Raw genomic sequence first — 19046 nt, 5'->3', positions numbered from 1 at the left:
TCACTGCTGGCATCGGGAACAATCGGCAGACTGAAGCGGAGGAAGCCGTAGGCACCCATCTTTAGCATGATTGCCGCCAGTACCACTGAGCCACCGGTTGGGGCCTCTACGTGGGCGTCCGGTAGCCAGGTGTGGACCGGCCACATCGGAACCTTGACCGCAAAGGCGAGCAGGAAGGCAAAGAAGATCAGCATCTGTGCCGTCATCCCGATCTTCAGGTCATGGTAGGCGAGGATCGAGAAGGTGTTGCTCTCGCTGTAGAGCCAGAGCAGTGAGATCAGCATAAATACCGACCCCAGGAAGGTGTAGAGGAAGAACTTGATGGTGGCGTAGACACGGTTTGGGCCGCCCCAGACACCGATAATAATGAACATCGGGATCAGCATCGCCTCCCAGAAGATGTAGAAGAGGATCGCATCCAGTGCTGCGAAGACCCCGTTCATCAGTCCGGTCATGATCAGGAAGGCAGCCATGTATTGTGAGTTTCTGTCCTGAATTACCTCCCATCCGGCAATCACTACAATCACAGTGATAAAGCTGGTGAGGACGATAAAGGGCATGGAGATTCCATCAACTCCAAGGTGGTAGTTGATATTGAATGGCTCAATCCACGGGGCCATCTCCACAAACTGCATCAGATAGGTGGAGCGGTCGAAATCGGTCAGCAGCGAGAGCGAGATCAGCAGGGTGATGATAGAGAAGGCCAGTGCAGTGACCCGCCCAAAGACCCCACGCTGGTCACCAACCACCAGGGTGAGCAATCCTCCCAGGATGGGTACCCAGATCAGTAAACTCAGTAAATTGCTACTTGAATCCATTGTTATCTTCCGTAGTCCCTATCGGTAAATCACCCAGGCCAGCATAATCAGCAGACCAATAATCATTGCAAATGCGTAGTGGTATAGATAGCCACTCTGCAGATGACGAATCACTGCGGCAATCTTCCCTACCCCACGGGCAGAGCCATTAACCATCAGCCCATCAATCAGTTTTGTGTCACCGACCTTCCAGAACAGGCCACCAAGGCCACGGGAACCACCGGCAAAGAAGATCTCGTTGAAGCTGTCAAAGCCATATTTGTTCTCAAGAATGCGATGCAGGGTAGAGAAACGAGCCCTGATCATCTCTGGAATATCTGTGCGCACCATATAGAGATAGTAGGCAGTACCAACACCGGCCATCGCCAGCCAGAATGGAGGAGCCATCATCCCGTGGAGGACAAACCCGAAGACACCGTGGAAGCTCTCACCAACCTGTGCCAATACATCATGCTCCGGCTTGACCTGGATTGCGTCACCAAAGAAACCTGCAAAGAGCATCGGCTCCACATAGAGTGCGCCGATAATGACCGAGGGGATTGCCAGTGCAATCAGTGGACCGGTTACCACCCATGGGGTCTCGTGCGGCTCATGGACACCATGGTGGCCATGATCATCATCCTCATCGCCATGATGGCTTGCAGATTCACGGAAACGCTCCGGGCCATGGAAGGTGAGGAAGAACATGCGGAAGCTGTAGAGTGCGGTGATAAAGACACCGGAGAGTACTGCTATATAGGCGAAGGTGGAGCCAGAGACAGTTGAGGCGTGCACCGCCTCGATAATCGCATCCTTGGAGAAGAATCCGGCAAAACCGGGGAAGCCGATCAGTGCCAGGGAGCCAACCAGTGAGGTCCAGTAGGTGATCGGCATATATTTTTTCAGTCCACCCATGCGGCGCATATCCTGCTCATGGTGCATCGCGATAATGACCGAACCGGCTGCCAGGAAAAGTAGCGCCTTGAAGAAGGCGTGGGTCATCAGGTGGAAGACGCCGGCAGCGTAGGCCGAGGCACCAAGTGCCACAGTCATATATCCAAGCTGGGAGAGGGTCGAATAGGCAACAACGCGCTTGATGTCGTGCTGTACCAGGCCGAGGAAACCCATAAATAGTGCAGTAATGGCGCCAATCACCATGACTACGGATAGCGCTGTCTCCGAGAGCTCAAATAGCGGTGACATCCGCGCCACCATAAAGATACCAGCGGTAACCATGGTTGCGGCATGGATGAGAGCAGAGATAGGGGTCGGGCCCTCCATCGAATCCGGGAGCCAGACATGGAGTGGAACCTGTGCCGATTTACCCATGGCACCAACAAATAGCAGGATGCAGATCACACTCATTACCGACCACTCACTATCACCCAGGATATTGATGGTCTGCCCCTCAACGGCTGCGGTACCGGCAAAGACCTCAGCGTAATCCATCGACCCGAAGTAGAGCAGTATCGCAGCGATACCAAGCAGGAAGCCAAAGTCACCGACACGGTTGACCAGGAAGGCCTTGAGGTTGGCGTAGATTGCTGTCTCTTTCTGATACCAAAAACCGATCAGCAGGTAGGAGACCAGTCCAACCGCCTCCCAGCCGAAGAAGAGCTGCATGAAGTTGTTGGACATCACCAGCATAAACATGGAGAAGGTGAAGAGAGAGATGTAGCTGAAGAAGCGCTTGTACCCCGGATCCTCCTGCATGTAGCCAATGGTGTAGATATGGACCATCAGGGAGACAAAGCTGACCACCACCAGCATCATTGCCGTTAACTGATCTACCAGAAAGCCGACATTGAAAGAGACGCCATCACTCACCAGCCAGGTGTAGACGTTGCCGTTGAAGGTGTTGCCATCAATCGCCGTATCCTTGAATACGACAAGGGCGAGAATAAAGGAGATTGCTACACCACCAATGGTGACGATATGGGCAATTTTACGCTCCATCCAGTGGCCAAAGAGGCCAGCCAGCAGGCTGCCTATCAGTGGGGCCAGAACAATTCCAAGGTAGACTGATTTCATAATATTCCCCTACCCCCTCAACTCATCAAGATCATCGACATTGATGGTTCGACGATTACGGAACAGCAATACCAGAATTGCCAACCCAATAGCCGCCTCTGCAGCAGCCACAGTCAATATAAAGAAGACAAAGACCTGTCCCGCTGTATCTCCAAGATAGTGGGAAAAGGCTACAAAATTCATGTTAACCGAGAGCAGCATCAGCTCGATCGCCATCAGCAGGATGAGGACATTCTTCCTGTTGATAAAGATACCTGCCATGCTCAGGGTAAAGAGCAGTGCGCCGAGGATCAGGAAGTCAGAAAGTTCAATCATGACTCGCTCTCCTGTTCTGATGAGAACTTCGTTGCGGATGGGATATCAAGCAGACGTACGCGATCGCTGCGATTAACGCGATGCTGATCTGGAATATTCTGCTTTTTGCTCTCCACCCGACGCCGGAATGTGAGGCCGATGGCCGCCACAATCGCAATCAGCAGAATGGCTGCTGCCACCTCAAAAGAGTATAGATGTGTTGTATAGAGCTGCTCACCCAACTCTTTGGTATTACTGTAGTCGGCCCCATGTGGAACCGGGGCAGGGAAATTCTCACTACTGAAGTAGCGCCCCCCCAGAACTATCCCCATCTCGAAGACAATAGTTACAGCAACCAGTATCCCGGCTGGCAGGTAACGGGTGAAGCCCTCGCGGAGCGGCTCCATGTTCATGTCGAGCATCATCACCACAAAAAGGAAGAGCACCATCACTGCACCCACATAGACCAGCACCAGGGTGATGGCGAGGAACTCGGCCTCCAGCAACAGCCAGAGGGCTGAGGTGGTAAAGAATGCAAGAATCAGGAAGATTGCCGCATGGACAGCGCTCTTTGCGGTAATAACACGGAAGGCTGCGAAAAGTAGAATTGCACTAAAGAGATAGAAAAGGAGAGCAGTCATTATCTGTATCTCCCATCAATTTCAAGATCAGCCGTCAGTTGTGGCTCCTGTTCATCCCCAATCCTCAACAGTGCCTCCTTGGTCATGACATTCTCGCCACGCTCCTCAAAACTGTATTCATAAATTCTTGTCTCTACAATTGCCTCAACAGGGCAGGCCTCTTCACAGTAACCACAGAAGATGCATTTAAATAGATCAATCTCATATTTTGTTGTTCTGCGATTGCCGTAGTTTCTTGATCTGCCAGCACCATTACCAACCTTCGGCTGTTCGGGGCGGTTACCAACCTTCGGCTGTTCGGGGCGATTACTCTCAGGTGCATCCTCATCTCGCGGTGCCGCCTCGATAGTAATTGCCATCGCAGGACATACTGCCTCGCAGAGCTTACAGGCGATACAGCGCTCCTCGCCATCCGGGTAGCGGCGCAGGGCGTGCAGGCCACGGAAACGTGGGGACTGCGGAGCCTTCTCCTCTGGATAGTTGAGGGTAAACTTTTTCTTGAAGAGATTTCTTCCAGTAACATTCATGCCCTGGAAGAGCTCCCAGAATGTCCATGTCTTGATGATCTTAATCAGCTTATCCATTCATCAAGCTCCCAACACACCATCAAACCAAGGGCCAATTTCCGCATAAATAGCCACGCCTTCCACAAACAGCCAGAAGATTGTCACCGGTAAAAATACCTTCCACCCAAGACGCATTAGCTGGTCATAGCGGTAACGGGGGAACGTTGCTCTAAACCATAGGAAAAGGAAGAGGAAGATCGACATCTTCATCAACAACCAGAATAGTCCAGGAACCCACGCTGTCATCTCACCCAACAGAGGAACACCTGCAAATGGTGAGAGCCACCCACCAAGGAAGAGGATACTTGCCAATGCTGCAATCAGAATCATATTGGCATACTCAGCGAGGAAGAAGATCGCAAAGGTCATGCCTGAATACTCCACATGGAAACCTGCCACGATCTCGGACTCACCTTCCGCAACATCAAACGGTGCACGATTTGTCTCTGCAACCCCGGAGAGAAAATAGACCACAAAGAGCGGTAGCAGAGGTAACCAGTACCAATCAAGAAGAGTACCTTCTTGAGCACGAACAATATCGCCAAGATTGAGGCTGCCAGCAGCCATCAGTACACCAACCAGCGCAAATCCCATTGCAATCTCATAGGAGACCACCTGAGCCGCCGAGCGCAGCGCCCCGAGGAATGCATACTTCGAGTTGGAGGCCCATCCGGCAATAATTACACCATAAACTCCAACTGAGGTAAGGGCCAGAATATATAACAGACCAGCATCAAGATTTGACAGCACCATTCCATCATCAAACGGAATTACCGCCCAGGCAGCCAGTGCTGGTGCAATAGAGAGCACTGGTGCCACTACAAACAGGGCCTTGTTTGCACCAGTTGGGAGGATAATCTCCTTGAACATCAATTTCAGTGCATCGGCAATCGGTTGCAACCACCCTTTTGGACCAACCCGGTTTGGTCCAACACGAACCTGCATATAACCAATGATTTTCCGTTCTGCATAAGTGAGATAGGCAACACTAATCATCAGCGGAGCCACAATGGCAACAATCTTGATCAAGGTCCAGAGCACAGTGATCACCTCATCTGGCAGTCCAAACATTATATTGCACCTCCATTCTCAACTCGAGAAAAGGATATCTGCTGTAGTGGTTCAGAGCGACGCACAAGTGCATCAACCTGATAGATTGGTGATCCAGCTTCAGTAGTTGATTCCTGATCCCCAAGATCAGATGGGGCACTCCATGACCACTGCTTGTCATCAGCTTGATCACAGGCACTCTTTAACTCTTCCAGAATATCTTCTGAACTGTCAAAATCAAACCCATCAATATTGGCCAACGTACCAAGCACTCTCAAAATCTTCCAGCCTGGGCGTGATCCACCCATTGGTGCCACTGCTCCGCTGAAGCTCTGCCACTTACCCTCTGCATTTACAAAAGTACCAGAGGTCTCGCTGAATGCCGCCATGGGCAGGATAACATCTACATTATCTCTTATTACCGGGTCTGCAAACAGGGATAGTGAAACCACAAAATTACTGGAGTTGACAAGATCAGCAGAGATATCTCGCCCCCCCTCAACTCCTGTCAGCACCAGTGCTTTGGGTGGCAGCTCTACCATTGTTGCAATATCTTTTCCTGTTGCATCAACAGATGCACCAGCCACACCACTGTGTGGAACAGCACCAGCAAGTGCTCCACCAAGAGCATTGGAACCTTCAGTTACAACACTGAATATTCCGGAAGCCATCGTTGCGATTGCCCCTGCAAGGGCATAGATTACTGACTGGTTCCGGTCCCGATAGGCGATCTCACCCATCAACACCATACTCTTCGCCCCATTAATCAGTGAGTCTGCAACTGCTCTATGTGACTCTGTAACTACAGCATTTGAGACCAGAGCCGACAGGCCTGCTAGCTCACCACCCTTGCCAAGATCAACCATTGCCTTGGTGACTGCAGCTAAATCACTGGTTAAGCGGTCAGTCACTATCTGCTCGGAGAGGGAAAAATTAAACTCAATACCGTCAGGATTAAGTGTTGAAACAGCACCACCATTCAGGGCGGCCTTGCGGACTCTGTGGGATAACAGGGGCTGCTCATGTCGCAGATTGCTGCCTACAATCAGAATGGAGTCCATCCCTTCAATATCATTAATGGAGCACCCCAGTTGTGGCGCGATCTGTTCTGATTGAGCGGAGAAATCCTGTTGGTGCAATCGGTAATCAATATTTGATGAACCCAATCCACGCATCAATTTTTGTAACAGATAAAACTCTTCTGTCGTGCTACTTGGTGAGGCAACAGCACCTATGGCATCGCCACCATGTTCTGATGCAGCCGCCTTGAGACCATTAACAGCAGTCTCCAGTGCAGTCTGCCAATCTGTCTCTACCAGCTCACCAGATTCATCCCGCACCATTGGCTGGGTTGATCTGTCATCACTACCGAGTCCGAGATAGCTAAAACGGTCACGATCAGAGATCCAGATCTCATTGATATCCCCGTTTTCTCGTGGGATAACTCGCATCACCTTACCCTGACGAGTCTGGATCTGAATATTAGAGCCAACCGCATCATGAGGTGCGATACCCGGCAGACTATTCATCTCCCATGAACGTGCCGAAAAGAGGAATGGCTTTGAGAGTAGTGCACCAACCGGACAGAGGTCGATCATATTGCCCGACAGCTCTGAACTCAGGGTTTTACGTACATAGGTACCAATCTCCATATGATCACCACGTCCGGTACCACCAAGCTCTGTTACTCCAGCAATCTCTGTGCTGAAACGTATACAGCGGGTACAGTGGATACAGCGAGTCATCTCGGTTGATACCAGAGAACCATAATCCTTGTCTTTTACAATCCGCTTGTTCTCACCATATCTGGCTTTATATCCTCCATACCCCAGAGCCATCTCCTGCAGATCACACTCCCCGCCCTGATCACATACCGGGCAGTCCAGTGGATGGTTGATCAGCAGGAACTCCATCACGCTCTTCTGTGCAGCAATGGCTTTTGGTGACTTTGTCCACGCCTTCATGCCGTCAGTTACCGGGGTTGCACAGGCAGGGAGCATCTTTGGTGCATTCTCAACCTCAACCAGACACATCCGACAGTTGGCTGAGACAGAGAGTTTCTTGTGATAACAGAAACGCGGGATCGAGATGTTATTGGCATCAGCAACCTCAATCAACATCTGCCCCTGCCTGGCTTCAAGCTGAGTATTGTTGATTTCAACAGTAACTATGTCTTTCTGCGTATCCATTGTCATTAATAGTCTCTAAAGTTTCGACAGTCCTGTATCTACAGCACGTTCAGGCACATCCCTGTGTCACTCGGCTACACCCATCCAGGGCACAGACGGCTGTAGCTGCAGGATTGTCAAAACTTATACAAATATTCATATCTCTCTCTACCAGTCCGATGTCACCATGCACTGCTTGTGGTCAATATGGTGCTGGAATTCATCACGATAATGTTTCAGGAAGCTGCGTACAGGCATCGCCGCTGCATCTCCCAACGCACAGATGGTGTTGCCCTCAATGTTTCCAGCTACACTGTCGAGCAGATCAATATCTTCCTGAGCTCCACTGCCATCCTCAATTCTCTGGGTTACCCGTGAGAGCCAACCCGTACCCTCACGGCACGGGGTGCACTGCCCGCAGGACTCCTCATAATAGAAGTAGGCCAGACGGGCCAGAACCCGTGGCATGCAGGTAGTCTCATCCATCACGATCACAGAGCCTGCACCAAGCATGGAACCCGCTGATGCGATGGAGTCATAGTCCATATTGATCTCCATCATCTGCTCGCCCGGTACTACTGGAGTAGATGATCCGCCCGGAATTACAGCCTTCAGTTGGTGTCCATCTCGAACTCCGCCTGCCATCTCCAGCAGTTCGGAGAATGGTGTTCCCATTGGAACTTCGTAGTTCCCAGGCCTATTTACATGGCCTGATACGGAAAACAGTTTCTCCCCTCCAGCATTGGGTAGCCCCTGATCGAGGAACCACTGTCCACCTTTAGAGAGAATAACCGGAATAGAGGCGAGACTCTCTGTGTTATTTATTGTGGTGGGACGACCATAGAGACCAAATCCGGCAGGGAATGGCGGCTTGAAACGCGGCTGCCCCTTCTTGCCCTCAATGGAATTCAGTAGTGCTGTCTCTTCACCACAGACATAGGCACCAGCACCAAGATGGGAGTGGAGCTGAAAGTCAAAACCGCTACCGAGAATATTATCTCCCAGCAGTCCGGCGGCACGCGCCTCTTCCAGTGCCCCCTCAAAGCGGCTGTATGGCTCCCAGAACTCGCCGCGGATATAGTTGTAGCCAGCCGATGCGCCGATACAGTAACCGGCAATAATCATCCCCTCAATCAGTTGATGAGGGTTGTAGCGGAGGATGTCACGGTCCTTGCAGGTTCCAGGCTCACCCTCGTCCGAATTGCAGACTATATATTTCTGTCCCGGCGCACTACGGGGCATAAAGCTCCACTTCAGCCCGGTTGGAAAACCTGCACCACCGCGTCCACGCAGGGCAGATAGTTTAATCTCTTCAATCAACTCTTCTGGCGAGGTTTTCTCACCAAGTATTTTTTTTACCACCTCATAGCCGCCACTGCTCTGGTAGGCGGCGAGGGTCCAGGAGTTCTCGAGGTGGTTATTTCTGAAACAGACCTGATTAGCCATGGTTAGCTCTCCTGCCTCAGTTCGTCGAGTAGACTGTCAATCTTCTCGGGGTTGAGGTGCTCATGGTAGTGCTCCCCCACCTGCATGACCGGGGCATTGACACAGGCACCCAGACACTCCACCTCTTTCAGAGAGAAGACTCCATCTTCGGTAACCTCACCAAATCCAATACCAAGCTTCTCTTCAAGGTGATCAACAACCCCTTTTGAATTTCTCAACATGCAGGATATGTTGGTGCAGACACAGAGTTTGTGTTTACCGACCGGTTTATGTTCATACATGGAGTAGAAGGTGGCAACCTCGTAGACATTGATTGGCGGCATATCCAGATACTCGGCCACCTCATCCATCATTTCCGTGGTCAGTGATCCACTATTTTCGTCCTGGACAATACGCAGTGCAGCCATTACTGCAGACTGCTTCTGCTCTTCTGGATATTTTTCAATCCAGCGATCAATGTCTGCACGTGCTGCTTCTGAGATTGTCATGCCCATTACAAATCTCCACCGACAGCACGGTTCAGCTCATAACAATATGGGAAATTCAGCACGTTGCGAGTATATCCATATACGCTCGACTGCGGCCATCCCTGGCCACTGACGGCTGAATTTCCCATATTGTCATAACCTATGTAATGCTTGTTCATCGATCAATCTCACCAAATACAACGTCCATGGTACCAATCACTGTTACCACATCAGCCAGCATATGTCCCTTAACCATATCTTCCATGGCAGCCAGATGGGCAAAACCTGGGGCTCTAATCTTGAGTCGGTAGGGCTTGTTTGCACCATCAGAGAGAATATAGGTGCCAAACTCTCCCTTGGGATGCTCTACCGCTGCATAGGCCTCACCCTTGGGAATTGTGTATCCCTCTGTAAAGTATTTGAAGTGGTGGATCAGTGACTCCATCCCCTCCTTCATCTCTGCACGCGGTGGTGGAGCCACCTTCTGGTCAGCAGCCATAACCGGCCCTGAATTACTCTTCAACCAATCTACACACTGCTTGATGATGCGGTTTGATTGGCGCATCTCCTCCATTCTGACCAGATAACGATCGTAACTGTCGCCATTTACTCCAACCGGAATCTCAAAATCAAGTCTGTCATAGACCTCGTAAGGCTCCTTGCGACGCAGGTCCCATGGAATGCCGGAACCTCGGATCATTGGTCCTGTAAACCCAAGCTGCCTGGCCAGATCCGGGGGAATAATGCCGATATCAACAGTCCGCTGTTTCCAGATACGGTTATCGGTTAGAAGAGTCTCGTACTCATCAACCAGTTTGGGGAAACGCTCGGTAAAGTTCTCGATAAAGTCCAGCACAGAACCATCACGTCCTATATTCTGTCGCTCCAGATCCTTATCGCTTCTCCAGCGATTTGGCTTGTGCTTTGGCATCTCGTCTGGCAGGTCACGATAGACCCCGCCAGGGCGATAATATGCTGCATGCATACGGGCACCGGAGACCGCTTCATAGAGATCCATCAGATCTTCACGCTCACGGAAGCAGTAGAGGAATACTGTCATTGCACCCACGTCCAGCGCATGGGTTCCCAGCCACATCAGGTGGTTGAGGATTCGGGTGATTTCGTCAAACATCACCCTGATATATTGTGCTCTCTCCGGAACCTCCAGCTGCAGCATCTTCTCGATAGTCATCACATATGCGTGTTCATTGCACATCATGGAGACGTAATCGAGTCGATCCATATAGGGGATGCTCTGGTTATACATCCTCTTTTCTGCAAGCTTCTCTGTTGCACGATGCAGTAGACCAATATGTGGATCTGCACGTTCAATCGTCTCGCCGTCCATCTCCAGGATAAGGCGCAACACACCATGCGCAGCAGGGTGCTGAGGACCGAAGTTAAGCGTAAAATTCTTGATCTCTGTCGCTGACTCAGACATAGCGATTGTCCTTGCGCACTACACGTGGAGTATTCACCCTCTCCTCAATGGATACAGGCTCATAAACAACCCTCTTCTGCAGATCGTCATATCGCATCTCGACATTGCCAACCATAGGGAAGTCCTTGCGGAATGGGTGTCCAATAAAACCGTAGTCAGTTAAAATTCTTCTAAGATCTGGATGCCCATCAAATACAATCCCAAACAGGTCGAACGCCTCTCGTTCATACCAGTTTACAGATTTCCAGATATCGATAACCGATGGCACAATCGGAAATTCATCATCTTCAGCAAAGACGCGCACTCGCAAGCGCTCATTAAGACGGGTAGACAGAAGATGAAGAACGACTGCATAACGTCTCCCCGTCCATACCTCCCCTGCCTCTTTTCCATATTCCGAGTAATCAACCCCACAAAGGTCAATCAGCTGATCTAGCTGAAAATGTGCCCTCTCTTGTAGAGCACCACAAAATGCAAGGTAGTCAGATGCGCTAACCTCAACTGTCAGCTCACCAAGCTCATCACTAAACGAGAGCTCCATATCCTCAAACCGCTCCTCAATCCGCTCCTGCAGTGTGTCGTCAGTCAGTGCCATTATTAACGTGCAATTGTGTTGGTACGACGAATCTTGTCGTGCAGTTGAAGAATTCCGTAGAACAGCGCCTCTGCAGTTGGTGGACAACCGGGCACATATATATCTACCGGCACGATACGGTCACAACCACGTACAACTGAATATGAGTAGTGGTAATAGCCTCCACCATTGGCGCAGGATCCCATGGATATTACCCAGCGTGGTTCGGACATCTGGTCATAGACTTTGCGCAGTGCAGGGGCCATCTTGTTGACCAGGGTTCCTGCCACGATCATCACATCAGACTGGCGTGGACTGGGGCGGAAAATCATGCCGAAACGGTCAAGATCATAACGTGCTGCCGCAGAGTGCATCATCTCAACCGCACAACAGGCAAGACCAAAAGTCATTGGCCACATGGAACCAGTACGAGCCCAATTGATAAGTTTGTCAGCAGTGGTGGTTACAACACCCTCTTCAAGTAGCCCCTCTATTCCCATTCCAGAGCCCCCTTCTTCCACTCATAGATAAATCCGATCACCAAAATAGTCAGGAAAATACCCATTGCAACCAGACCCACTACCCCGATCTTGTCGAGCACAATGGCCCATGGAAAGAGGAATGCAATTTCCAGATCAAAGATAATAAAGAGGATTGCGACCAGATAGAAACGTACATCAAACTTCATGCGCGAGTCCTCGAAGGGCTCGAATCCACACTCATAAGGAGAATTCTTCTCTCTGTCTGGACGATGCTCACCTAACAGAAAACCTATAGCTATCGGACCGACTCCGACAGCAAGGCCAATGACAATAAACATCAAAACAGGTAGGTAATTTTCTAACATTATTATTGTATTATTCCCGCTCCATCCAACGGAAAGCCCAGTGTATCTTTTCTCAACAAGATGGACAAAAAAATCCACCCTCTATCTTACCCAAATCTTGCAAGTAATCGTGCAAGCTCCAGGTCTTAAAAAATGGTGCCGAAGGCCGGACTTGAACCGGCACGGCTTACGCCACTACCCCCTCAAGATAGCGTGTCTACCAATTCCACCACTTCGGCAATAAAAACTATCTCTTACTTCTCTTCAGGAACCGGTATGCCACCACTTGGGCCCGCCCCCTGCTCAGTCAACTGCTCAAGAATCTTCTCTTCAACAGGCACCTGCCCCCCTCTCTCTTCAACAGGCTGTAGGCGATCAACCACACTGGTTGCCACCTCTTCCTTATTTCCAGAAAAGTATGCCAAAGAGAGGCTGGTGATGAAAAATATTGTTGCCAATCCGGCAGTTAGTCGTGTCATGAAGGATGCTGACCCCTCAGATCCAAAAACTGTTGCAGAGGCACCACTACCAAATGCAGCGCCCGCATCTGCCCCTTTGCCCTGCTGTATCAAAATAAGTCCAACCATCGCTACTGCCGCGAAAACGTGAACCAATAAAAGTATTGTCTGCATCTTTACTTATCCTGCGGCGCGACCAATTGCGAGGAAATCTTCTGCCTTCAGAGAAGCTCCGCCAATCAATCCACCATCAATATCTGGCTGAGCCAGAAGATCTGCTGCATTACCTGCATTCATGCTGCCGCCGTACTGAATACGCAGACCATCAGCCACTGCCTGATCCTGTTTACCAACATGTGCGCGTATAAAGGCATGAACCTCTTGCGCCTGTTCAGGGGAGGCAGTCTTTCCTGTACCGATTGCCCATACAGGCTCGTAGGCAATAATTGAGTTCTCAAGCGCCGCCACACCATAAGCATTAATTACTGCGTCGATCTGCCGTGCACAAACTGCCTCTGTTACCCCCTCTTCGCGCTCCTCCAGAAGCTCGCCAACACATAGAATTGGAGTAATTCCTGCATCCTGTGCCGCCTTGAACTTTTCTGCCACCAGCTCGTCACTCTCACCACGAATATTACGACGCTCTGAATGACCAACAATTACATATTTACAGTTGAAATCATTAAGCATGGAACCTGCTACCTCACCTGTATAGGCTCCTGATGCTGCATTACTTAGATCTTGTCCGCCCAGTGCGATATCTGTCCCTGCAACCAGTGCCGAGACCTCAGCAAGATAGGCCGCAGGTGGACATACCGCCATCTCGGCGACATTCACCTCTCCGATTCCACTCTTCAGACCAGCCACCAGAGCACGAATACTCTCGAGTGATCCATTCATTTTCCAGTTTCCAGCAATAATTGGCTGACGCATTGGTAACTCCCTTCCACGAAATTGCAGCGGCGAATCTTAGCGATTCAGCGCCAATAAATCAATCTAAATTGGTAACTACTCAACAGATGCTAGGACTACAAAGGGGTCAGGTCTTTACTTTTGCGCGCAAAAGTAAAGACCTGACCCTCCAAGCTGCTTTTTTCAGGGAAAGCCTGCCCGTGCTTGAGCTTAGCTTCCTACCTGTTGCCGAACCACCTCTGCCAACTCTTCAGCCATGGCAGTGACCTCTGCCTCATCCTTCCCTTCTACCATCACCCGAACCAGAGGCTCGGTACCCGATGGACGTAGCAATATGCGCCCTCTATCCCCAAGCCTCTCCTCTGCAGAGCCAACCGCCTGCTGAATCACCTCACTATCGGCAACTCCTCTCTGTTGAAGCGGAACATTGATCATTTTCTGGGGATATAGAGCCACATCTGCAGTCAATTCGGCCATGGTTTTTCCTCTCTCCACCATCTCAAACAACACCTGCAGAGCACTAACCACACCATCACCGGTTGTTGTTCTATCCAGACAGATCAGGTGACCTGATGACTCTCCGCCTATAACCCCACCATTTGCATCCAGCATCTCCAATACATAGCGGTCACCAACTGCCGCCCTCATAAACTGGATGTTATGACTGGCATATGCATGCTCTACACCAAGATTAGTCATCAGGGTCCCAACCACTGGACCACTGAGCGCATTCTGTCGCTGCCTGGAGCGGGCAATAATGTAAAGAAGAAGATCACCATCAATAATCTTGCCACCACTATCAACCATAATGCAGCGATCCCCATCACCATCCAGACCAACACCAAGATCTGCGCCGTGCTTCTTGACCATATCCACCATCACCCCAGGAGAGGTTGAGCCAACCTCATGGTTGATATTCAATCCATCAGGGGTGTTACCTATTACCACAACCTCTGCACCAAGCTCAGTAAATACATGTGGAGCTGTTGCATAGGTCGCTCCATTGGCACAATCGACCACCAGTTTCAGGCCTTGCAGTGAAAAACCTGCAGGAACAGTTCCTTTACAAAATTCAATATATCGCCCAGGCGCATCATCTACGCGGCGGGCCTTGCCCAGATTCGATGATTCAACTGTATTCATAGGCTTCTGTAGCAGCGCCTCAACCTCGTGCTCCCAGCTGTCTGGTAACTTTTTCCCCTCAGCAGAGAAGAACTTGAAGCCATTATCATAAAATGGATTATGTGATGCACTAATCACAACTCCAGCCAGTGCGCGCAAGGTGCGGGTAAGATATGCAACTGCCGGGGTTGGCATAGGTCCCAACAGGCCAACGTCAACTCCTGCTGCGGAAAATCCTGCCTGCAGAGCGGACTCGAACATATATCCAGAGATACGGGTATCCTTGCCGATCAGCACCATGCCATGCTTCTCTCTGGATAAAACCTTGCCTGCAGCATATCCAAGACGCATCGCAAAGTCTGGAGTAATTGGTGGCTCCCCAACCTTCCCACGTATTCCATCAGTACCAAAATAAGTTCTACTCATGCACTCTGCTCCCTAAGCAGGCCTGCACCCAATAGTGCCTCCCTGGTCTCTTTCACATCATGTACCCGCACAATGTCTGCTCCACGCTCTACAGCAACCACTGCTGCTCCGACACTACCCCATACTCTATCTCCAACTGGCGCATCGTCAAGCACTGCTCCAACCATTGACTTCCTTGATATTCCAACAAGCAGGGGGAGATCCAGGCTCTTGAAACCATGCAAATCTCTAAGCAACTTGTAGTTATGTTCCAGTCTCTTGCCAAAACCAAATCCAGGATCTATCAGCAGATTTGATCGTGGGATTCCTGCCAGCTCACAATCGGCAATCCTGCCTCTCAGGAACCTGATAACATCATCAGTAACATCCTCATAATCGGGCGACTCCTGCATGGTTCTCGGCTGCCCCTGCATATGCATCAGAGATACCGGGACATCAAGTAGTGCTGCCATAGCCATGGCACCATCTTCTTGAAGAGCACGAACATCGTTTATCAATCCTGCCCCTGCATTGACTGCGGCCTCCATTACCTCTGGCTTGCTGGTATCAACCGATATGATGACATTTATATTTTTGTGAATAGCCTCAACTACAGGTATTACCCGTTGCAACTCCTCCTCAACAGTTACCGCAGATGCACCTGGCCTGGTTGATTCACCACCAATATCGATGATATCCGCACCACTATTAGCCATGTTGGCAGCCTGAGACAGTGCTGCATTTAGAGCAAGGTACTCTCCCCCATCAGAGAAGGAGTCAGGAGTAACATTGAGAATCCCCATTATCTGGGGAGTGTGAAAATTCAAATCCAGCTCTTCAGTGCTGGTTGGCAGGACCACCTATGGAAGAGTCCGACCCCTTGTCTTTGTCTGTTGACGATATTTCCGCCTTGATCGACTCCTCTGATCCACCCTCGTTATCTGAATCACTCCAATCCTCTGGTGGCTGCGGTGCTCTCCCCTCCATAATATCCTTGATCTGATTTTCATCAATGGTCTCAAAACGAATCAGGGCATCGGCCATCATGTCGAGCTTATCCCGACTGTTTTTCAGGATATCCTCGGAACGTTTGTAATTACGGTCAATCAGTGAACGTATCTCCTCATCAATCAGATGGGCAGTCTCATCAGAGACCTCTTTATGTTTGGTGACAGAACGTCCAAGAAACACCTCTCCCTCCTCTTCAGCATAGGTCAACGGCCCCAGCTTATCGGACAGACCCCATTTCGTAACCATGTTGCGTGCAATATCGGTTGCACGCTCAATATCATTGGAGGCACCAGTGGTAACCGCATCCTTGCCAAACACTATCTCCTCGGCAATACGCCCACCAAAAAGGCTGGATATCTGACTCTCAAGACGCTGTTTGCTGTGGCTGTAGCGATCACCCTCCGGAAGGAACATGGTTACACCCAGAGCCCGTCCACGGGGAATAATTGTCACCTTGTAGACAGGGTCGTGATCAGGAACCGAGAGTCCGACAATCGCGTGCCCAGCCTCATGAAATGCTGTAAGAGCTTTCTCATCATCACTCATCACCATGGAGCGGCGTTCTGCCCCCATCATGATCTTGTCCTTGGCTTTCTCAAACTCAACCATATTGACAAGGCGTTTCCCCGCCTTGGCAGCAAATAGTGCAGCCTCATTAACCAGGTTGGCCAGGTCTGCGCCAGAAAATCCTGGGGTACCACGCGCCAGCACCTTCGGTTTGACATTCTTGGCAACTGGAACCTTGTTCATGTGAACCTTGATAATCTGCTCGCGGCCACGCACATCAGGTAGCGGCACCACAACCTGGCGATCGAAACGACCAGGACGCAAAAGTGCGGGATCAAGCACATCGGGGCGGTTGGTGGCTGCAATAACGATCACGCCATCATTGGCCTCAAAGCCATCCATCTCTACCAGTAACTGATTAAGGGTCTGTTCACGCTCATCATGTCCGCCACCTAAACCAGCTCCACGATGACGCCCAACCGCATCGATCTCATCAATAAAAATGATGCATGGTGCATTCTTCTTCGCCTGCTCAAACATGTCACGAACACGAGAGGCTCCAACACCGACAAACATCTCTACAAAATCAGAACCTGAGATAGTAAAAAATGGAACCTTTGCCTCGCCTGCAATTGCCTTTGCAAGCAGTGTCTTACCGGTACCAGGGGAGCCTGTCAGTAGTACACCGCGTGGAATCTTGCCCCCAAGTTTCTGGAATTTGCCCGGATCCTGCAGAAAATCTACCAGCTCAGAGACCTCCTCTTTGGCCTCCTCTACACCAGCAACATCGGCAAATGTAACCTGTACCTGATCCTCATTAAGGAGGCGCGCCTTGCTTTTACCAAATGACATTGGGCCACCCTTGCCGCCCATACCACCCTGCATCTGACGCATAAAGAAAATCCAGACCCCGATCAACAGCAGCATGGGGAACCAGGAGATAAATATCTGCATCAACATACCCTGCTGTTCAGGAGGTTGTGCATTGATGACTACGCCATTATCAATAAGATCACCCATCAACCCACTATCACCAGGATTGTACGAGATGAATGATTGCCCGGAACTGTTGACCCCCTTCAACACAGGACCTTCAATATCAACACTGCTCACCCGCCCCTGACGAACATCAGTAATAAACTGGGAGTACGCCACATTTTGCGAGTTGGAGTTGGTTGGTCCAAAACTGTTAAAAACAGACATAAGGACCGTTGCAATAACGACCCAAAGGAGGATATTTTTCATCATGTCATTCAAGGTAGTGTTCCTGGATTTTATTGGTATCTCTACTGTATGGGGGCAAGTATACCCGAATTCAAGTGGTACTCTGCACTTCAGCCCCTGAATTTTCTGGCCAACAGATAGACCTCACGACTACGATTTCTTGATGCTTTTGGTTTTCTGGTAATTACCACAGAGAAATCTCTCCTTAGAGCACGCAGCAGCTCATCGAAACCATCTCCCTGGAATACCTTCATCAGAAGATCTCCGCCCTTTTTCAGATTTTGTTTTGCGAAATCATGTGCCATCTCAACAAGCATCATTGCTCGAGGAATATCTACTGCACTCATTCCACTCATATTCGGCGCCATATCGGAGAGAACCAGATCAACCTTCTCTTCCCCTACAATCTCCAGCAGCTGTTCCAGAACATCATCATCCCTGAAATCACCCTGTAAAAATGTTGCTCCCGGTACTGGCTCTATATCTAACAGATCCATGGCAACCACTGCCCCACCTTTTCCTGCTTTTTTTACCGCAACCTGAGTCCAGCCTCCTGGAGCCGCTCCCAAATCCACAATTCGCTGTCCAGGACGCAACAGATGGTCTTTCTTGTCAATCTCCAGCAGTTTATAGACTGCACGCGAGCGGTATCCCTCTGACTGAGCCTTTTTCACAAACTCGTCATCAAAATGCTCCTGTAGCCAGCGGCTACTACTTTTACTTCTTGCCACAGTGAATTCTCGACATTACCATACGCATCTTATTTACAAGGGACAGGCTCTAAGGGCTCTCAAATATAGTTATGGATCTTACAGGAAAACAGAAACGTCACCTTCGCGGATTGGGTCATGAGCTTCACCCATTAGTTACAGTTGGTGGAAATGGTCTCTCCGAGGGGGTTCTATCAGAACTGGATCAGTCCCTTGAGCATCACGAGCTGATCAAGATTCGGGTCAATGCCGGAGATCGTGAGGAGCGCAAAAACCTGATTGATGAACTTGTCACTAAAAGTGGGGCCGCCCTTGTGCAGACTGTTGGACATGTTGCTCTGCTCTACCGCAAAGCAAAAACACCATCACTGCAAATCCCCAAGTAGCTCATACTCC

Annotated in this window: 20 protein-coding genes and 1 tRNA gene; 1 reads left to right on the top strand and 20 read right to left on the bottom strand. The window is 50.2% G+C overall.

What is annotated here, in order from left to right; translation table 11 throughout:
- The 20 genes from AC3ZFK_RS06070 to rlmE form a co-directional block, all read right to left on the bottom strand.
- Positions 1-818, bottom strand: an 818-nt coding sequence (locus AC3ZFK_RS06070; protein ID WP_487507084.1) for a complex I subunit 4 family protein, incomplete at its 3' end; no start/stop codon positions are given.
- Between the two features lie 18 nt (positions 819-836).
- Positions 837-2828: an NADH-quinone oxidoreductase subunit L gene (nuoL, locus tag AC3ZFK_RS06065; protein ID WP_487541482.1), complete on the bottom strand. Its 1992-nt coding sequence runs from the start codon at positions 2826-2828 to the stop codon at positions 837-839.
- Positions 2829-2837: 9 nt separating this feature from the next.
- Complete coding sequence (gene nuoK, locus AC3ZFK_RS06060; RefSeq protein ID WP_487507082.1) at positions 2838-3143, bottom strand: NADH-quinone oxidoreductase subunit NuoK; 306 nt, start codon at positions 3141-3143, stop codon at positions 2838-2840.
- Positions 3140-3763: an NADH-quinone oxidoreductase subunit J gene (locus AC3ZFK_RS06055; protein WP_487507081.1), complete on the bottom strand. Its 624-nt coding sequence runs from the start codon at positions 3761-3763 to the stop codon at positions 3140-3142. The genes nuoK and AC3ZFK_RS06055 overlap by 4 nt, the downstream gene beginning before the upstream one ends.
- The gene (gene nuoI, locus AC3ZFK_RS06050; RefSeq protein WP_487507080.1) at positions 3763-4347 is read right to left on the bottom strand and encodes an NADH-quinone oxidoreductase subunit NuoI; all 585 of its coding nucleotides are present in this window, start codon (positions 4345-4347) and stop codon (positions 3763-3765) included. Before nuoI ends, AC3ZFK_RS06055 begins: the two co-directional genes overlap by 1 nt.
- 3 nt (positions 4348-4350) lie before the next feature.
- Positions 4351-5400, bottom strand: a complete 1050-nt coding sequence (gene nuoH / locus AC3ZFK_RS06045; protein WP_487507079.1) for an NADH-quinone oxidoreductase subunit NuoH — start codon at positions 5398-5400, stop codon at positions 4351-4353.
- Positions 5400-7568: an NADH-quinone oxidoreductase subunit NuoG gene (gene nuoG / locus AC3ZFK_RS06040; protein WP_487507078.1), complete on the bottom strand. Its 2169-nt coding sequence runs from the start codon at positions 7566-7568 to the stop codon at positions 5400-5402. Before nuoG ends, nuoH begins: the two co-directional genes overlap by 1 nt.
- Positions 7569-7715: 147 nt before the next feature.
- Positions 7716-8993 (bottom strand): NADH-quinone oxidoreductase subunit NuoF, encoded by a 1278-nt coding sequence (gene nuoF, locus AC3ZFK_RS06035; protein ID WP_487507077.1) that lies wholly within the window; start codon positions 8991-8993, stop codon positions 7716-7718.
- A 2-nt stretch (positions 8994-8995) separates the two neighbouring features.
- Entirely contained in the window at positions 8996-9481 is a 486-nt protein-coding gene (gene nuoE, locus AC3ZFK_RS06030; RefSeq protein ID WP_487507076.1) for an NADH-quinone oxidoreductase subunit NuoE, read from the bottom strand.
- A gap of 154 nt (positions 9482-9635) precedes the next feature.
- On the bottom strand, positions 9636-10901 hold the full coding sequence (locus tag AC3ZFK_RS06025; protein ID WP_487507075.1) for an NADH-quinone oxidoreductase subunit D: 1266 nt from the start codon (positions 10899-10901) through the stop codon (positions 9636-9638).
- Positions 10894-11496, bottom strand: a complete 603-nt coding sequence (locus tag AC3ZFK_RS06020; protein WP_487507074.1) for an NADH-quinone oxidoreductase subunit C — start codon at positions 11494-11496, stop codon at positions 10894-10896. The genes AC3ZFK_RS06025 and AC3ZFK_RS06020 overlap by 8 nt, the downstream gene beginning before the upstream one ends.
- A gap of 2 nt (positions 11497-11498) precedes the next feature.
- Positions 11499-11975: a NuoB/complex I 20 kDa subunit family protein gene (locus AC3ZFK_RS06015; protein ID WP_487507092.1), complete on the bottom strand. Its 477-nt coding sequence runs from the start codon at positions 11973-11975 to the stop codon at positions 11499-11501.
- Entirely contained in the window at positions 11966-12322 is a 357-nt protein-coding gene (locus AC3ZFK_RS06010) for an NADH-quinone oxidoreductase subunit A (RefSeq protein ID WP_487507073.1), read from the bottom strand. The genes AC3ZFK_RS06015 and AC3ZFK_RS06010 overlap by 10 nt, the downstream gene beginning before the upstream one ends.
- A gap of 133 nt (positions 12323-12455) precedes the next feature.
- Positions 12456-12540: transfer RNA gene (locus AC3ZFK_RS06005), tRNA-Leu, on the bottom strand.
- A 15-nt stretch (positions 12541-12555) separates the two neighbouring features.
- A complete protein-coding gene (gene secG / locus AC3ZFK_RS06000) occupies positions 12556-12933 on the bottom strand; it encodes a preprotein translocase subunit SecG (protein ID WP_487507072.1) in 378 nt (125 codons plus the stop codon).
- A 6-nt stretch (positions 12934-12939) separates the two neighbouring features.
- Positions 12940-13692, bottom strand: coding sequence for a triose-phosphate isomerase (gene tpiA / locus AC3ZFK_RS05995; RefSeq protein ID WP_487507071.1), 753 nt, complete (start codon positions 13690-13692; stop codon positions 12940-12942).
- A 189-nt stretch (positions 13693-13881) separates the two neighbouring features.
- Complete coding sequence (gene glmM / locus AC3ZFK_RS05990) at positions 13882-15219, bottom strand: phosphoglucosamine mutase (protein ID WP_487507070.1); 1338 nt, start codon at positions 15217-15219, stop codon at positions 13882-13884.
- Positions 15216-16001, bottom strand: coding sequence for a dihydropteroate synthase (gene folP / locus AC3ZFK_RS05985; RefSeq protein ID WP_487507091.1), 786 nt, complete (start codon positions 15999-16001; stop codon positions 15216-15218). Before folP ends, glmM begins: the two co-directional genes overlap by 4 nt.
- Positions 16002-16035: 34 nt before the next feature.
- Positions 16036-17964 (bottom strand): ATP-dependent zinc metalloprotease FtsH, encoded by a 1929-nt coding sequence (gene ftsH, locus AC3ZFK_RS05980; protein WP_487507090.1) that lies wholly within the window; start codon positions 17962-17964, stop codon positions 16036-16038.
- An 86-nt stretch (positions 17965-18050) separates the two neighbouring features.
- Complete coding sequence (gene rlmE, locus AC3ZFK_RS05975) at positions 18051-18671, bottom strand: 23S rRNA (uridine(2552)-2'-O)-methyltransferase RlmE (protein ID WP_487507069.1); 621 nt, start codon at positions 18669-18671, stop codon at positions 18051-18053.
- Between the two features lie 71 nt (positions 18672-18742).
- On the opposite strand from rlmE, the gene yhbY reads away from it, so the two are divergent.
- Positions 18743-19036 (top strand): ribosome assembly RNA-binding protein YhbY, encoded by a 294-nt coding sequence (yhbY, locus tag AC3ZFK_RS05970; protein WP_487507068.1) that lies wholly within the window; start codon positions 18743-18745, stop codon positions 19034-19036.
- Positions 19037-19046: the final 10 nt, after the last annotated feature.

This window comes from Candidatus Thiopontia autotrophica (assembly GCF_982804495.1).
The sequence above is the reverse complement of the archived record's forward strand: the minus strand, read 5'-3'. Positions and strand labels throughout refer to the sequence as shown.

Bases quoted from the DNA above. Each gene is read 5' to 3' on its own strand.
- yhbY (WP_487507068.1), top strand. From the start codon at position 18,743: ATGGATCTTACAGGAAAACAGAAACGTCACCTTCGCGGATTGGGTCAT.
- tpiA (WP_487507071.1), bottom strand. From the start codon at position 13,692: ATGCGTCAGCCAATTATTGCTGGAAACTGGAAAATGAATGGATCACTC.
- nuoF (WP_487507077.1), bottom strand. From the start codon at position 8,993: ATGGCTAATCAGGTCTGTTTCAGAAATAACCACCTCGAGAACTCCTGG.
- AC3ZFK_RS06025 (WP_487507075.1), bottom strand. From the start codon at position 10,901: ATGTCTGAGTCAGCGACAGAGATCAAGAATTTTACGCTTAACTTCGGT.
- folP (WP_487507091.1), bottom strand. From the start codon at position 16,001: ATGGGGATTCTCAATGTTACTCCTGACTCCTTCTCTGATGGGGGAGAG.
- nuoI (WP_487507080.1), bottom strand. From the start codon at position 4,347: ATGGATAAGCTGATTAAGATCATCAAGACATGGACATTCTGGGAGCTC.
- nuoG (WP_487507078.1), bottom strand. From the start codon at position 7,568: ATGGATACGCAGAAAGACATAGTTACTGTTGAAATCAACAATACTCAG.
- AC3ZFK_RS06015 (WP_487507092.1), bottom strand. From the start codon at position 11,975: ATGGGAATAGAGGGGCTACTTGAAGAGGGTGTTGTAACCACCACTGCT.
- secG (WP_487507072.1), bottom strand. From the start codon at position 12,933: ATGCAGACAATACTTTTATTGGTTCACGTTTTCGCGGCAGTAGCGATG.
- nuoK (WP_487507082.1), bottom strand. From the start codon at position 3,143: ATGATTGAACTTTCTGACTTCCTGATCCTCGGCGCACTGCTCTTTACC.
- AC3ZFK_RS06055 (WP_487507081.1), bottom strand. From the start codon at position 3,763: ATGACTGCTCTCCTTTTCTATCTCTTTAGTGCAATTCTACTTTTCGCA.
- AC3ZFK_RS06020 (WP_487507074.1), bottom strand. From the start codon at position 11,496: ATGGCACTGACTGACGACACACTGCAGGAGCGGATTGAGGAGCGGTTT.
- ftsH (WP_487507090.1), bottom strand. From the start codon at position 17,964: ATGATGAAAAATATCCTCCTTTGGGTCGTTATTGCAACGGTCCTTATG.
- nuoL (WP_487541482.1), bottom strand. From the start codon at position 2,828: ATGAAATCAGTCTACCTTGGAATTGTTCTGGCCCCACTGATAGGCAGC.
- nuoH (WP_487507079.1), bottom strand. From the start codon at position 5,400: ATGTTTGGACTGCCAGATGAGGTGATCACTGTGCTCTGGACCTTGATC.
- AC3ZFK_RS06010 (WP_487507073.1), bottom strand. From the start codon at position 12,322: ATGTTAGAAAATTACCTACCTGTTTTGATGTTTATTGTCATTGGCCTT.
- nuoE (WP_487507076.1), bottom strand. From the start codon at position 9,481: ATGACAATCTCAGAAGCAGCACGTGCAGACATTGATCGCTGGATTGAA.
- glmM (WP_487507070.1), bottom strand. From the start codon at position 15,219: ATGAGTAGAACTTATTTTGGTACTGATGGAATACGTGGGAAGGTTGGG.